Annotated in this window: 15 protein-coding genes and 1 pseudogene; 7 read left to right on the top strand and 9 right to left on the bottom strand. The window is 56.6% G+C overall.

Annotated features, from left to right (window positions below; genetic code table 11):
* The first annotated feature begins 10 nt into the window (after positions 1-10).
* Positions 11-646, top strand: a complete 636-nt coding sequence (tetR, locus tag KI797_RS01455) for a tetracycline resistance transcriptional repressor TetR (protein WP_017780888.1) — start codon at positions 11-13, stop codon at positions 644-646.
* A gap of 331 nt (positions 647-977) precedes the next feature.
* Here the strand turns inward: tetR and KI797_RS01450 are convergent, their stop codons facing one another.
* Both KI797_RS01450 and KI797_RS01445 read right to left on the bottom strand, forming a co-directional pair.
* On the bottom strand, positions 978-1,169 hold the full coding sequence (locus KI797_RS01450; RefSeq protein ID WP_017780887.1) for a hypothetical protein: 192 nt from the start codon (positions 1,167-1,169) through the stop codon (positions 978-980).
* 209 nt (positions 1,170-1,378) lie between these two features.
* The gene (locus tag KI797_RS01445) at positions 1,379-1,849 is read right to left on the bottom strand and encodes a hypothetical protein (protein ID WP_017780886.1); all 471 of its coding nucleotides are present in this window, start codon (positions 1,847-1,849) and stop codon (positions 1,379-1,381) included.
* Positions 1,850-1,947: 98 nt separating this feature from the next.
* Between KI797_RS01445 and KI797_RS01440 the strand changes: the two genes are divergently transcribed.
* A complete protein-coding gene (locus KI797_RS01440; RefSeq protein WP_047440196.1) occupies positions 1,948-2,256 on the top strand; it encodes a helix-turn-helix domain-containing protein in 309 nt (102 codons plus the stop codon).
* Positions 2,257-2,364: 108 nt separating this feature from the next.
* On the opposite strand, the gene KI797_RS21120 is transcribed toward KI797_RS01440, so the two are convergent.
* Positions 2,365-3,111 (bottom strand): DinB/UmuC family translesion DNA polymerase, encoded by a 747-nt coding sequence (locus KI797_RS21120; protein WP_113725460.1) that lies wholly within the window; start codon positions 3,109-3,111, stop codon positions 2,365-2,367.
* Between the two features lie 84 nt (positions 3,112-3,195).
* Positions 3,196-3,318, bottom strand: a pseudogene (locus KI797_RS21115) (Y-family DNA polymerase); the annotation flags it as partial.
* A gap of 481 nt (positions 3,319-3,799) precedes the next feature.
* On the opposite strand from KI797_RS21115, the gene KI797_RS01430 reads away from it, so the two are divergent.
* Complete coding sequence (locus KI797_RS01430) at positions 3,800-4,570, top strand: substrate-binding periplasmic protein (RefSeq protein ID WP_005328770.1); 771 nt, start codon at positions 3,800-3,802, stop codon at positions 4,568-4,570.
* Positions 4,571-4,618: 48 nt separating this feature from the next.
* Here the strand turns inward: KI797_RS01430 and KI797_RS20975 are convergent, their stop codons facing one another.
* Complete coding sequence (locus KI797_RS20975; RefSeq protein ID WP_005328772.1) at positions 4,619-4,744, bottom strand: hypothetical protein; 126 nt, start codon at positions 4,742-4,744, stop codon at positions 4,619-4,621.
* Between the two features lie 337 nt (positions 4,745-5,081).
* On the opposite strand from KI797_RS20975, the gene yjbD reads away from it, so the two are divergent.
* A complete protein-coding gene (gene yjbD, locus KI797_RS01425; RefSeq protein ID WP_025328558.1) occupies positions 5,082-5,366 on the top strand; it encodes a DUF3811 domain-containing protein in 285 nt (94 codons plus the stop codon).
* A gap of 393 nt (positions 5,367-5,759) precedes the next feature.
* Positions 5,760-5,972, top strand: coding sequence for a transcription antiterminator/RNA stability regulator CspE (gene cspE / locus KI797_RS01420; RefSeq protein ID WP_025328559.1), 213 nt, complete (start codon positions 5,760-5,762; stop codon positions 5,970-5,972).
* A gap of 237 nt (positions 5,973-6,209) precedes the next feature.
* On the opposite strand, the gene KI797_RS01415 is transcribed toward cspE, so the two are convergent.
* A complete protein-coding gene (locus tag KI797_RS01415; RefSeq protein ID WP_226171144.1) occupies positions 6,210-7,595 on the bottom strand; it encodes an ATP-binding protein in 1,386 nt (461 codons plus the stop codon).
* Positions 7,596-7,602: 7 nt separating this feature from the next.
* Entirely contained in the window at positions 7,603-8,325 is a 723-nt protein-coding gene (locus KI797_RS01410) for a response regulator (protein ID WP_041207099.1), read from the bottom strand.
* A gap of 200 nt (positions 8,326-8,525) precedes the next feature.
* Here KI797_RS01410 and KI797_RS01405 point away from each other — a divergent pair, with 200 nt between their 5' ends.
* Positions 8,526-8,882 carry a hypothetical protein gene (locus KI797_RS01405; protein WP_005328782.1) on the top strand — a complete coding sequence of 119 codons (357 nt, stop codon included), beginning with the start codon at positions 8,526-8,528 and terminating at the stop codon, positions 8,880-8,882.
* A 221-nt stretch (positions 8,883-9,103) separates the two neighbouring features.
* Complete coding sequence (locus tag KI797_RS01400; RefSeq protein WP_226171141.1) at positions 9,104-11,098, top strand: methyl-accepting chemotaxis protein; 1,995 nt, start codon at positions 9,104-9,106, stop codon at positions 11,096-11,098.
* A 62-nt stretch (positions 11,099-11,160) separates the two neighbouring features.
* On the opposite strand, the gene KI797_RS01395 is transcribed toward KI797_RS01400, so the two are convergent.
* Positions 11,161-11,574, bottom strand: a complete 414-nt coding sequence (locus KI797_RS01395) for a hypothetical protein (RefSeq protein ID WP_005328788.1) — start codon at positions 11,572-11,574, stop codon at positions 11,161-11,163.
* A gap of 149 nt (positions 11,575-11,723) precedes the next feature.
* Positions 11,724-12,725: a sensor domain-containing diguanylate cyclase gene (locus KI797_RS01390; RefSeq protein WP_226171139.1), complete on the bottom strand. Its 1,002-nt coding sequence runs from the start codon at positions 12,723-12,725 to the stop codon at positions 11,724-11,726.
* Positions 12,726-13,106: the final 381 nt, after the last annotated feature.

Below are 13,106 nucleotides of genomic sequence, written 5' to 3'. Positions count from 1 at the left end.
GGAGATAGTGATGGCACGACTAAGCTTGGACGACGTAATTTCAATGGCGCTCACCCTGCTGGACAGCGAAGGGCTAGAGGGCTTGACTACGCGTAAGCTGGCGCAGTCCCTAAAAATTGAGCAACCGACTCTGTATTGGCACGTGCGCAACAAGCAGACTCTTATGAACATGCTTTCAGAGGCAATACTGGCGAAGCATCACACCCGTTCAGCACCGTTACCGACTGAGAGTTGGCAGCAGTTTCTCCAGGAAAATGCTCTGAGTTTCCGTAAAGCATTACTGGTCCATCGTGATGGAGCCCGATTGCATATAGGGACCTCTCCTACGCCCCCCCAGTTTGAACAAGCAGAGGCGCAACTACGCTGTCTATGCGATGCAGGGTTTTCGGTCGAGGAGGCTCTTTTCATTCTGCAATCTATCAGCCATTTTACGTTGGGTGCAGTATTAGAGGAGCAAGCAACAAACCAGATAGAAAATAATCATGTGATAGACGCTGCACCACCATTATTACAAGAGGCATTTAATATTCAGGCGAGAACCTCTGCTGAAATGGCCTTCCATTTCGGGCTGAAATCATTAATATTTGGATTTTCTGCACAGTTAGATGAAAAAAAGCATACACCCATTGAGGATGGTAATAAATGATGCTATCTATGTGTCAACTCTAATTTATAGTTATGGATAGTGTTTTCAAATATATACATGTATCGTCAGTATTTTATCTATTAAATATTAAACCACTTCTGGTTAATATCATGGGTGTCACCGTCCCTCGATAAAATGGCATTGAGTCTCCCACAACTAAGCCACCCATTCGGTTTAAGGTCTTAACGATGATATCTCTTGCATCCATATGGATTTCATCTACAGATTGTGCGAAAAGTTCGTGCAGTGAAAACCGAGCCAAGCTAGAACCTATTTGATACCCTCTGAAATTTTGCATTGTTGCAAATCGCCCCCAATGAGTTTCATCGCATTATTTCCAGGCTGCAACGGCACCAACAATTGTGGAGTTCATAATTGCACACCACCATTGTGGCGATTTTTCAGCTGGAATAGGGATCAATTCGTCAGGGATCCCCTGCTCTCCCTTGAACACGGGAATTTGCAAACGCAGTATGTCGTCCATATCTTCATGCGTTGCTTTCCTCAATACAAGATTCTGCATCGGGTCATCCTTATCGTTGAGCCGTAACAGCAGGTATTTTCATTAGTAGCTCAGCACAAAATGCACATAATTTGTTCAAATCAATAAGCCGCCTAGGAACACAGTATCTATTGGCCACCGCCTTCCGTTGGCGGCATCGCTTCTTGCGCTATGGCCGACTCAGGTATGCTTCTTTTCGATAAAACGCCTCTTTCATTTATACCTTTTAATTACATCATCACCAATTGACTTACCGCTCTAATTTTCCCATTCAACCGGTAGATTTTTTCTGATGCATTTTTATGCAAACAAGTAATTTTTTGCTTCTCTTGAGGTAGTTTTTCAAGTATCTCGCGGTAGGCTTGTAACTCATAACGAGTCAACAGAAGCTCTTCTTCCAGAGACCTCAACTCACTTGCTAGATCATAATTATCGCCTTTGATTGATGCTTGTAAACTGCCCAGAAGATCATCTGAAAAAATATAATGCCGATTATTTTTTGGCCCATTAGCTTTCACTGCATCCTGTTTTTTCAAGCTATATACATGGCGGTCAACCAAGCCTGATGCCTGATACACAGCCAAGTCATTGACCTCCATAGCCAATCGTATCAGCTCTTTCCTGCTTATTTTTAGACCAGTCATTTTGAGTAAAACTTGATAAAACTTGTTACTGATTTTGTAAACATTTTTATTCTGCATAAAATTTCCACAACCACAACACTTAGGATTGCTAAGTATACAGAGACAGGTGAAACTTAGACAATCTATACATATGAGAACTTTGTGATGAACAAACATTGTACAAAAACCCATTCCCAGAGAGACTCAAGCAGGCGCGTAAAAAAGCAGGTATATCCCAAAAGGAGCTTGGGGTAAGGGCCGGTATGGATGATAGTTCTGCTAGTGGTCGCATGAATCACTATGAGAGAGGTCGCCACGTTCCAGACATTGATACAATGCGAAAACTTGCCAATGTACTGGGAAAGCCGCTGAGTTATTTTTTTTGCGAAGATGATCTTAGTGCGGAATTGGTTTGTCTATTTGAGCAACTTGATGAGGATGAAAAGTTAGATCTTCTCTTTAAGCTACGTGAAAATAAACGGTGATACCGCTAAGTAAGATACCTGCTCATGTTGCGGATTGACCACCAGAAGTTTGCAACGCATTGATAGTGGTTTGTAGCTAGGAGAGGAGGTTAACTTTCATGGTTGTGCTCATGCCTTCACCACCGGGATCCCTTTGATACTGGTGGTATAGCGGGGGCTGAGTTGTTCGCGTTTCATCATCCATTCGCTGGTATCTCGGCCTCGGGATGCAAAGTAGACCTTTCCCAACCGCCCCTGGTTAATCCTATCGATCACCTGCATGAGTGCATCGCTACGGGGATCCTGCTGTTCGCTGCCGAATAGACCCCCTTGCTGCATGCCTTTCGGGGAGAAGTCCGCCAGCATGACGCCGCCCTTCATATAGCGAACATCATCCAACCAGATCCTGCTCAGCAGCGGCTCGATCTGGGCTAGCAACTCACGGGTGTCGGCTGTGGGTATCGGCAACAGCATGGAGATCTGGTTGGCATAATGTGTTTCCCGCTCCGCAAACGGGCTCGAACGAATGAATACTGTGACATGGCGGCAGCACATGCCCTCTGTCCTGAGTTTCTCAGCTGCCCGCTCCATGTAGCCAGCGAGAGCCTCCCGCATGGGGCCGAAGGCGGTGATGCGCTCCCCAAAGGATCGGCTGCAAATTATCTGTTGCTTGGCCTGTGCCAGTTGCTCCAGCTCGGCGCAGGGGATCCCGCACAGCTCCTGCACCGTGCGCTCGACAACGACCCCGTAACGGTGCCGAAGACTCTTAGCATCAGCCGCTACCAGATCAGCCACGGTGTTGATGCCCTGAGCTGACAGCTTGGTGGTGAGTTTGCGACCAATTCCCCAGACCTCGTCTACCGGGGTGATCGCCATCAGTTTGGCGCGGCGTGTTTCATCGCGCAGATCGACCACCCCTCCGGTGGCGGGCCATTTTTTTGCGGCATAGTTGGCGAGTTTGGCTAGGGTTTTAGTGGGGCCGATACCAACACCGACCGTCAGCCCTGTCCACTGCTGTACCCGCTCCCGGATCTGGCGTCCATATGCCACTAGGTCACCCGCCCAACTCTCACTCAGCTCAGCAAAAGCTTCGTCTGTTTACCGGGACGGGTGCGAACAGCTTTGCGAGAAGGTCACTCAGCAACTCGGTGCGTGGTTCTCTCTTTTGAGCTGGTAAGGCTCATGTGGTGAGGGTTCTGGTGAGGACAACCAAAAAGTGTAAGAATAAACAGGTATGAACACGCATTTTCATACCTTTTCTTACATATCTTTAAAAAGTGTCATTTTAAGGTGAGCAACCAGAAGTGTAAGAAAAGGTGTTATGCATTGAAATATATAGTAAAAAATTCATTGCCACTCACTCAGTCACTCACTCAGCAGCGATTTTTTACATGTATTACCGTTCTGATCTACAAAAAGGCCCTGATCACTCAGGGCCTTTTTGTCTGTTTCTGACGCATTCACCTCCACCCTCATCATGTTGTTGCGACGATCCGGCCCCTCCTCTCTTCCTCGCCCCGACTTGTCGCTATCATCGGGACGTAACACTCCTCCGAGAATAAGCATGAGTTATCCTGGTCGCCTGCTGCGCCTCATCTTGCTGGTGTTTGCTGCCCCTCTGGTCGCCGAGCCGCTACGAGTGGGAGTGAGCTTCGCCATCCCTCCCTACGTGATCACTCACGAAGATCGCGGTATCGAGCTCGATCTCCTGCGCGAGGCATTCGCTGGCAGCGATCATGTGCCCGAGTTCACCTATCTGCCTCTCGAGCGGACCTTCCGGATGCTGGAGGAAGGCAAGCTGGATGCCATCATCAACGTCAAGCCAGGCATGCTTAACAATGCCCACCTGTCACAGGCGGTGATCACCTTTCACAATCGGGTTTTTACCCTCGACAAGACGGCATTTCACACCATGAGGGATCTGCAGACGCTGCGCGTCAGCGCCTTCCAGCGGGCACGGCAGATACTGGGAAAAGAGTTTGCCGAGCTGGTCGACCAGAACCCCCACTACGAGGAAGTGGCACGGCAGGAGGGGCAGGTACAGAAGCTGCTGCTGGGACGTACGGATGCCGTAATCCTGGAGCAGCGGGTATTCTACTACTACATGACGCAACTGCTCGGGCAGACAGAGGGCAGCGTACGCTACTCCTCCGATCGGGTCAGACAACATGATCTCTTTCCCCCAACCCAGTACCACTTCGCCTTTCGCCAGGCGACGGCGCAGCGGTGGTTCGATCGCCAGTTGAGCAGGATGAAGGAAGATGGGCGCTATGAACGGATCTTTGCCGCCTATGGCGCGTCGTCATCGTATAGAAACATAAAAGCCAGCCCATGACGGACTGGCTTGATACTGGCCCCAGAGGAACAACAGTGTAGTGGAGCGTTACTTCATCGCGCCGCCATTTTTCAGGTCGGCTTTCTGCCGTTTGGCCTCGCGCTTCTCTTTCAGTGACATCTGCGGTTTTTTCTTGGCATCTTTGCCGTGATGCTGTTCTTTGTTGCTCATCATCAGACTCCAAAAATGTTACCAGGACAGTTGGAATGAGATTCCAGCATGTCATCCGAATCATAGATCACAGTACGCTAGCAGTGACGATCGAGGATCGCACTGGCACCAGCATACCCCCACCCTCCATCGGGATCCAGCCTCACTGGACGGCAGTGTCGCGCAGGGCGTGGACCTCGTCATCTACGTTCCGACAAACCGCAATAACCGGCTTGTATCAGGGCGAAAACCGGCAAGAAAACGCACTCAAGTTGCCCTTTTGGGGTCAAGAGGACGATTACATAAGAGTCGGCTTCCGGAGTGTGTTAGGGTGAACCATCACCTGCCGCAGGAGTGCGCCATGAAAAAGCTGGAAATGAAAGATCTTACCGAGGCCGAAAAAGCCGAGATCACCCTGTTGCTGCAGAAGGCCCAGGCCAATGCCGATCACACCCTGACCAACGGGGAACGCAACAAGATCCGTGAAGAGGGACGCCTGAAAATCGCAGAGGATCGCGCCAAGGCAGCCAAGGCGGCCTCCGCACTGGCACGGGAGAAGGCCAAGGAACGAGCCAAGAATCAGGTGCTGCCTGAAACCTTCAACTGGGCGGATTCCGTCAGCAACAAGTACCGCAGCAAGCGATAATTTCCGTCTCCCATGTCCGGATGCTTGTGCTGTCACCCGGACATGAGCCTGCATACTGCCCTTTCCCATACCGGAAATTGATAGATAACCTTCTGGTATAAAACGATTTTATCAAAATAAAACGCTAACGTCTCCTCGTCGGGCCGGAATTAATACCAAGATAAAGATTGCCATGACGGAGTGAGCGTGTTCTAATCGATTTCGATGGTTCGGTAGTTCAGACCTGATTATGTTAGGCAGTCATTTTAAAGCAGTGATTTGTGCATAGAGTTGTCCCAGATGATTCTCGCCAAATAATTCTCCTTCTTTAGTGCTCCCCATACGTATTGCTGACGAAAAATCATGGATTGCTACAAACGTAGCGTTTCAACATCACTATTCAAGGAAATTATTATGTCTAACAAAATGACTGGTACCGTAAAGTTCTTCAACGCTGAGAAAGGTTTTGGCTTCATCTCCCCGGCTGACGGTGGCAAAGACGTGTTCGTACACTTCTCCGCTATCCAGTCCACCAGCTTCAAAACCCTGGACGAAGGTCAGCGCGTTGAGTTCACCATCGAGCAAGGCCAGAAAGGCCCGGCTGCTGCCAACGTAGTTGGTCTGTAATTCAAGCCAGGAAGCCTTTTCGTCAACCGGAAAGTCCTTCTGCAAGAATTAAAAAAACCCGCCTAGGCGGGTTTTTTGTTGCCTGCTTTTTACCTCTCTACCTTTCGCCTCTCTCAATCCCCTCCCAGATCCCACCTCACCGTCGTCCCACAGCCGCAAGCACCCTGTAAACACCACCGGATACAACGAGGGCGCCAACATGGCGCCCTCGTTACTGATGGATGAATGCGAGCGTCCTCACAACGGCAGGCTGATCCTCGCCTCCAGGCCACCCTCGGGGCGATTGTGGAGGCTGAGCTCCCCGCCGTGCTGGTGCACCAGGGTGCGGGCGATGGCGAGCCCCAGCCCCACACTGCCCGATTCGGTGTTGCGGGCCTCATCGAGGCGCACGAAGGGTTTGAATACCTCCTCCAGCTGACCCTCGGCGATGCCAGGCCCCCGATCGCAGACCAGGATCAGCAGCTCGGATTCGGTGCGCACCAGTAACACCTCGGCGCCCCCCGCGTATTTGATGGCGTTGCCGATAAGGTTTTGCAGCACCCGGCGCAAAGTATTGGCACGACAGGCATAGACCTGCTTGCCCTCGGCCAGGCAGGTGACGGGTTGCCCCATGTCGGCATAGTCGTCGCACAGGCTCTCCAGCAGGCTGACCAGGTCCAGCTCCCGGGTCGCCTCCTGCTGCCCTTCCTCCCGGGCGAAGCTCAGGGTCGCCGCCAGCATCTGCTCCATCTGTTGCAGGGTCTGTTGGAAGCGATCCTTGTCCTCGCCGTCCGCCAGAAACTCGCTGCGCAGCCGCAGGCTGGTGATGGGAGTGCGCAGGTCGTGGGAGATGGCGGCCAGCATGCGGGTCCTGTCCTGCACGAAGCGATCGAGTCGGGTGTGCATGCGATTGAAGGCCTGGATCGACTCTCGGATCTCGGTGGGCCCCTCTTCGCGCAGGGGTTCGATGTTCTCGCCGCGCCCCAGCCTGTCCGCGTTGGCAGCCAGCTGTTTGAGGGGCAAGGTCGCACGGCGGAACAGCCAGATCATCAGGCCGATCACCAGGCTTGCCACCAGCAGCAGGTTGAGGGTGGTCTGCCATGACCAGCTCGCCGACTCCTTGTCCACCAGGGAGCTGAACTGCAGCCAGCCGCCGTTGGGCAACTGGATGGAGCCATAGAGCCGCATGTCCTGGGGGGGCGGCATGCCATTGCGATCCTTCATCATGCGGTTGTGGTGCTGCCAGGCCCGGCTGCGCTGGATGTCCTGCTTCAGCTCGGCGCTGATCTCCACCGACAGGGACGACGGATACCCGAGCTTGGCGCGTACCAACTTCTCGAAACGGGGGCTGCGGTTGTCCGGTTGCAGCGGCTCGTCGGCGAGGCGCAGCAGCAGGGTCTCGCTACGGCTCGCCTTGAGGATCTCGTGATAGAGGGAGGGGGGCGAGAGGGAGAGCAACCGCACCACGGAGATGATCCGCTGCATGGCGTTGCGGCTGTTGACGTAGCCGAGCGCCTCCTCCCGGTCCGAGCGGTAGATCTGGATGCTGAGCAACTGGATCAACACCAGTCCCGCCAGTGCCACCAGCACTATCTGGCCGGTCAGCCCCTTGGGCAGCAGCCTGGCGAAGAAGCCCTTGATCATGCTGGCCTCACTCCTGAGTCACGTCTGCGGCGAACAGATAACCGCCGCCCCAGATGGTCTTGATGAGCTCGGGGTTCTTGGGATCCCGCTCCAGCTTGCGCCGCAGCCGGCTCACCAGGGTATCGATGGCACGATCGAAGGCCACAGCCTCCCGGCCGCGGGCCAGATCCAGCAACTGATCCCGGCTCAGTACTCGCTGGGGGCGCTCCAGAAACACCTTGAGCAGATCGAATTCGGCGGTGGAGAGGCTCATCCCCACCCCCTCCTCGTCCACCAGTTCGCGGCGATTGATGTCGAGCAACCAGCGATCGAAGCGCAGATCCCGGGTCAGAGTCTCGGGCACGGGCTGGATCTCGGCCTGGGTTCGACGCATCACCGCCTTGATCCTGGCCAGCAGCTCCCTGGGATTGAACGGCTTGGCGAGGTAGTCATCGGCCCCCATCTCCAGCCCTATGATGCGATCCGTCTCCTCCCCCATGGCGGTGAGCATGATGATGGGCAGGCGGGACTTCACTCTGAGCTCGCGGCACAGGGTGAGGCCATCCTCCCCCGGCATCATCAGATCCAGCACCAGCAGATCGAACTCCCGCTCGTCCAGCAGCCGCTTCATCTCCTTGCCATCACGGGCACAGCTGACGCGCATGCCGTGTTGCTCCAGAAAGCGCTTGAGCAGATCGCGGATCTCACTGTGGTCGTCGACCACCAGAATATGAGGGCTGCCTTGGTTCATCATCGTCTCTCCCGTTATCGAGCTGGAGCGATTATACGAAAATCAACCGGGCGGGTTGTGTCAAAGTGTGCCAGAGCGCCAAGATGCCACACTCTGCTACAAAATAGTCCGGTACTGGCAAAGTTCAGACACTTCCACGGTGTTTACTGGGTACCAAGGCGAAACAGCCTGTACCCGTACCAATTAGACAGGAGTGACCCATGAAAAACCTGACCAAGACCCTGCTGACCGCCACCCTGATCCTCGGCCTGCCGCTCGGCGCCTATGCCGCCAGCGAAGCCGTCTCCACCGCCCAGCCGACCCAGGCCATGGCGGCCGGTTGCCCCATGGACGGCTCCGGCATGATGGGCGGCAAGCACCACGGCGGCCGCCACGACAAGATGGCCCGCATGCAGAACATGACCCCGGAGCAGATCCAGGCCCACCTGCAACAGCGCTATGACAAGATTGAAGACCCGGCCAAGAAGGCCGAATTCGTGAAGAACCTTGGCTTGCGTGCCGACGGCATGACCAAGCATGCCGAAGCGATGAAACAGTTCGCCGAGGCGCACCAGTAAACGCTTCTAGACCCGCAACAGGGTGGCCTCGGCCACCCTTTTTTGTCTCTCCCGCTCGGCCTGCCACCCTCTGCGATTCGCCCCTGGCATCCGTTATTTCCCTTATCATCTGCTCCGGGTTATGTGAGCGATAACAAACGTTTTATGTTCGAAATGGCTAATAATGGCGACTCAAACAACAGGATCGGGCAAGGCCCCGACAACAGTGGACAGGAGTCGTTATGGGATGGAATCTGGGCACAATCAAGGGGCGTTATACCGCCGTCTTCGTGGGATTCATGGCGCTGGTGTGCGCCCTGACGGTGATCGGCATCCAGTTCTGGATCAAGCCGGCGCTGCAGAAGGCCGGTGAGCAGAATGTGGCGATGCGGGTCAGCGAGATAGCCACCGACATCCGCGATCAGCTCAACGGGGTGCAGAGCCAGTCCCGCAGCATCACCCAGCTGGTGGCACAGCTGCCGAGCGAGCAGATAGACACCCTGCTGCCTGCCCTCATCGATCAATACGGCAACGCCATGGTCTTCGGCGGCGGCATCTGGCCCCTGCCGAACAAGCGGGAGGCGGGCCGCGCCAAGTTCAGCACCTTCTATCACAGGGACGCGGCCAACGCGCTCATCCCCAATACCTACTGGAACTCGGCCGAGGCGCCGAACTACTTCGAGCAACCCTGGCACAAGGCGGGGCAGCAGGCTCCTCGCGGCATGTGCGTCTGGGCCGCAGCCTACAAGGATGGCGCCAGTCAGCAGCCTAGGACCAACTGCGCCATGGGGATCTACAAGGACGGCGCCCTGTACGGGGTATCGACCATAGACGTGACCCTGGGGTTCTTCAACGATCTGGTGGCCAGGAAGGAGCAGGAGATCGGTGGCCAGGTGATGATCGTCGAGGCTGACGGCAAGATCCTGAGCAAGAACGCCCGCCTCGGCGGCGATGTGGTGCTCGGCAACCTCTCCGCCCACGCCGACTACCCCTTCGCCGGGGCCATCGCCGGCCTGCTCGGCCAGGACGCGAGCAAGGGGCTGCTGCGCACCACCTTCCAGGATCAGGGGCAGGAGCAGACCTTGCTGATGCAGGCCATTGAAGGCACCCCCTGGCTGCTCGCCACCGCACTGCCGACCAGCACCCTGACCCAGGACAGCCGGGACGTGCTCGCCACCCTGGCCAGTATCCAGCTGCCCCTGGTGGGGCTGCTGTTCGTGCTCATGGTGCTGGCCATCAGCCAGCTCGGCAGCCGGCTGCAGACCCTCAAGCTCAACATCGATGCCCTCAGTGCCGGCGATGCCGACCTGACCGCCCGCATCCAGGTGAAGGGCCATGACGAGCTGGACAACATCGCCCTGTCGGTAAACCGTTTCATCGCCTACCTGCAGCAGATGATGGTGCAGGTGACCGATGCCACCGACCTCATCACCCGTGAGCTGGCGCAGCTCGATCAGCAGACCGGTCAGGCCAGACGGATCCTGGGGGAACACGCCAGCGAGACGGATCAGGTGGTCACCGCCCTCACCGAGCTCAGTTCCACCGCCGACAGCGTGGCCCAGCACGCCAGCGACTCGGCGAGCTTCACCGAGGCTGCCAATGGCCAGGCCGCCAATTCACGCAAGGTGGTGGGATCGGCCTCCGCCAGCGTGGTGGCCCTGATCGACGAGGTGGATCTCGCCGCCGCCAAGGTGCTGGAGATGCAGGAGGATGCCAAGCAGATCGGCAGCGTACTCGGAGTGATCGGCGGCATCGCCGCCCAGACCAACCTGCTGGCGCTCAATGCCGCCATCGAGGCGGCGCGGGCCGGGGAGCAAGGACGTGGCTTCGCCGTGGTGGCCGACGAGGTGCGTGCCCTGGCGGCCCGTACCCAGAACAGCACCGCCGAGGTGGGCAGCATGCTGTCACGTCTCACCCAGGGGGTGGCAGAGGCCGTGGTTGCCATGGAGCAGACCAAGCACAGTTGCCAGGCCGCAGCCGACACCACGGGTCAGGTCACCGGCGGGCTCGACAGCATGGCCGACTCCGTGGTGCAGATCCACGATCTCAGCAGCCAGATAGCCACCGCCGCCGAAGAGCAGAGCCGGGTGACCGAGGAGATCAACCGCAACATGGTGAGCATTCGCGACATGCTGAGCCTGCTGGTGCAAAACGGCAGCCAGACCGAGCAGAGCGCCGCCACCCTGCTCGGCTCCAACCGCCAGTTGCTGGCCCTGGTGCGCCGCTTCAAGGTGTGATGGTGAACGTCAGCCAGCAAAAAGGGGCCCGCGGGCCCCTTTCTCATTCACTTCGCCGTGACTCAGGCCTTGTTGGCCAGGTTCAGGGTCTTGACGGTCTCGCCTTCGAACTTGATGACCACGTCTTTCTGGGCCACTTCGGAATCCTTCAGCAGGGACTTGGTGGTCTCGGCCAGCAGCGGGGAAGCCTTGTTCAGGGCGCCCAGATCATAGGTCCACACTTCCAGACCGGCGTCGGTCTTGGTGCTGGCCGGGGCGCCCAGCTTGTCCTTGATGGCCTGCTTGTTGGAACCGCCTTCCTTGATATCCAGAGCCTTTTTGATCGCTTCGTTGGAGGCGCTGTCCATGGCAGTACCGGCCATCTCTTTGGCGGTGCTGGTGACGCTGCTGGTCACGGAGTCGGTCAGGGAGTCCATCAGGCCGGCCTGGGCAACCAGAGGCAGGGCGGTCAGGGCAATCAGGAGGCACTTTTTCATTAAGATACATCTCACAGGAATGAAAGAGCGCGCATCAGACCAGTGAGCTTGACTGGAGTCAAGGTGATCCCAAGGTCAAGCCTCATTCGGGGGGCAAGGGGCAATCCCCTTAGGTGAAGATGGTGGTCGGGAACGGATATCGGGCTGGCCTAGCCGCAGAGCTGATCCTTGCCCGCCAGCTTGGCTCGATAGAGCGCCCTGTCCACCCTCGCCATCAGCTGATTCAGGGGCTCATCCGGCATGGACTCCACCAGGCCGAAGCTCAGGGTGATGGGCTCCACCCCCTTGACCCTGGCGTAGCCCAATCGCTGTCGCAACTTTTCGGCAACCACCTGGGCCTCCGGCAGACGGGTATTGGGCAGCACCAGCATGAACTCGTCTCCGCCCCAACGGGCCAGCAGATCGATCTCGCGGATGGAGCCTCGCGTCAGACGCACTATGTCGATCAGGGTCTGATCCCCCACCCCGTGGCCATGGCGATCGTTGATCTGCTTGAAGTCATCCACGTCCATGGCGATCACGGCGAAGGGCTCCTTGAAACGCCGGGCACGCTCATATTCCAGCCGGACGGCCTGCTCCAGCCGATAGCGGCTGGCGGCGCCGGTCAGGGAGTCCGTCTCCGCCAGGCGACGGTTCTCCTCAACCTGGTGCTGCAGCGTAAGATTGAGCCGCTCCAGCTCGGCGGTGCGCTCCGCCACCTGCTGCTCCAGGGAGCGATTGTGCAGCTCCAGCCGGGCATAGAGCTCACGCTGAGCATGGATATCCCGATGCGCCCCTATCATCCTGGCCACGGATCCATCCGGATTGCGCGCTATGATGCGGCCACGATCCTCTATCCAGATGAAGTCCCCGTTGCGGCAGCGGCAGCGGTACTCGACCCGGTAGTCAGGGGCCACCCCGCTCAGATAGGCGTCGAAACAGGCCATCACCCGCGCCAGATCGTCCGGATGGATCACGTTCTCCCAGGTGAACACCGTATTGTTGAGAGAATGCGGCTCATAGCCCAGCATCTGATACCAGCCCGGGTTGCGATAGACGAAACCGGTGTTGGCATTCCAGTCCCAGACCCCGTCGCTGATGACCTCCAGAATGCCGCGTACGGCGGCGTCATTGAGATCCGAGATCCTGATCGTGTCATTGTCCTGCAGCATGGGAACCATCCTTGTTCTGCTACCCCGCGTCACTGCGCGGTGACTCACATCCGATTGTTGAACATCACTGAAACATGCGCCTGGCCTGCCGGGAGTCGCCGATGGCGGTGGACGGCTTTCACACCCTGCCATGACAAGGTTATCGGCCACTCCCGAGCTCCCCTGAATAACAGTAGCAGCCGGGCTCTTCGCAGGTCTTGAGCGCCGTCAAGCCGACCCTCTTTTGTTTGTTCGCCGCATGCACCAAAGCGGTGCGCACCCTTGGCGCAGCCCTGCCAAAATTGGGCGTCTCTCGTCCCACCTCCGGACACAAAATGAATAAGATATTGAATAAATGGGAGAAAAATATTGGCCCAACATTTGCCTTTTGTCTAAGTGAGC

Source organism: Aeromonas media (genome assembly GCF_020423125.1).
In the GTDB taxonomy this organism is placed as follows: domain Bacteria; phylum Pseudomonadota; class Gammaproteobacteria; order Enterobacterales; family Aeromonadaceae; genus Aeromonas; species Aeromonas media.
Note: the sequence above shows the minus strand (reverse complement) of the source record. Positions and strands in the feature narration are given on the sequence as shown.

Coding starts and splice junctions, on each gene's coding strand:
- KI797_RS01395 (WP_005328788.1), bottom strand. CDS start 11,574: ATGAAAAAGTGCCTCCTGATTGCCCTGACCGCCCTGCCTCTGGTTGCC.
- KI797_RS01445 (WP_017780886.1), bottom strand. CDS start 1,849: ATGCAGAATAAAAATGTTTACAAAATCAGTAACAAGTTTTATCAAGTT.
- KI797_RS21120 (WP_113725460.1), bottom strand. CDS start 3,111: ATGGCGATCACCCCGGTAGACGAGGTCTGGGGAATTGGTCGCAAACTC.
- KI797_RS01415 (WP_226171144.1), bottom strand. CDS start 7,595: ATGATCAAGGGCTTCTTCGCCAGGCTGCTGCCCAAGGGGCTGACCGGC.
- tetR (WP_017780888.1), top strand. CDS start 11: ATGGCACGACTAAGCTTGGACGACGTAATTTCAATGGCGCTCACCCTG.
- yjbD (WP_025328558.1), top strand. CDS start 5,082: ATGAAAAAGCTGGAAATGAAAGATCTTACCGAGGCCGAAAAAGCCGAG.
- KI797_RS01450 (WP_017780887.1), bottom strand. CDS start 1,169: ATGCAGAATCTTGTATTGAGGAAAGCAACGCATGAAGATATGGACGAC.
- KI797_RS01390 (WP_226171139.1), bottom strand. CDS start 12,725: ATGCTGCAGGACAATGACACGATCAGGATCTCGGATCTCAATGACGCC.
- KI797_RS01405 (WP_005328782.1), top strand. CDS start 8,526: ATGAAAAACCTGACCAAGACCCTGCTGACCGCCACCCTGATCCTCGGC.
- KI797_RS01430 (WP_005328770.1), top strand. CDS start 3,800: ATGAGTTATCCTGGTCGCCTGCTGCGCCTCATCTTGCTGGTGTTTGCT.
- cspE (WP_025328559.1), top strand. CDS start 5,760: ATGTCTAACAAAATGACTGGTACCGTAAAGTTCTTCAACGCTGAGAAA.
- KI797_RS20975 (WP_005328772.1), bottom strand. CDS start 4,744: ATGATGAGCAACAAAGAACAGCATCACGGCAAAGATGCCAAGAAAAAA.
- KI797_RS01400 (WP_226171141.1), top strand. CDS start 9,104: ATGGGATGGAATCTGGGCACAATCAAGGGGCGTTATACCGCCGTCTTC.
- KI797_RS01410 (WP_041207099.1), bottom strand. CDS start 8,325: ATGAACCAAGGCAGCCCTCATATTCTGGTGGTCGACGACCACAGTGAG.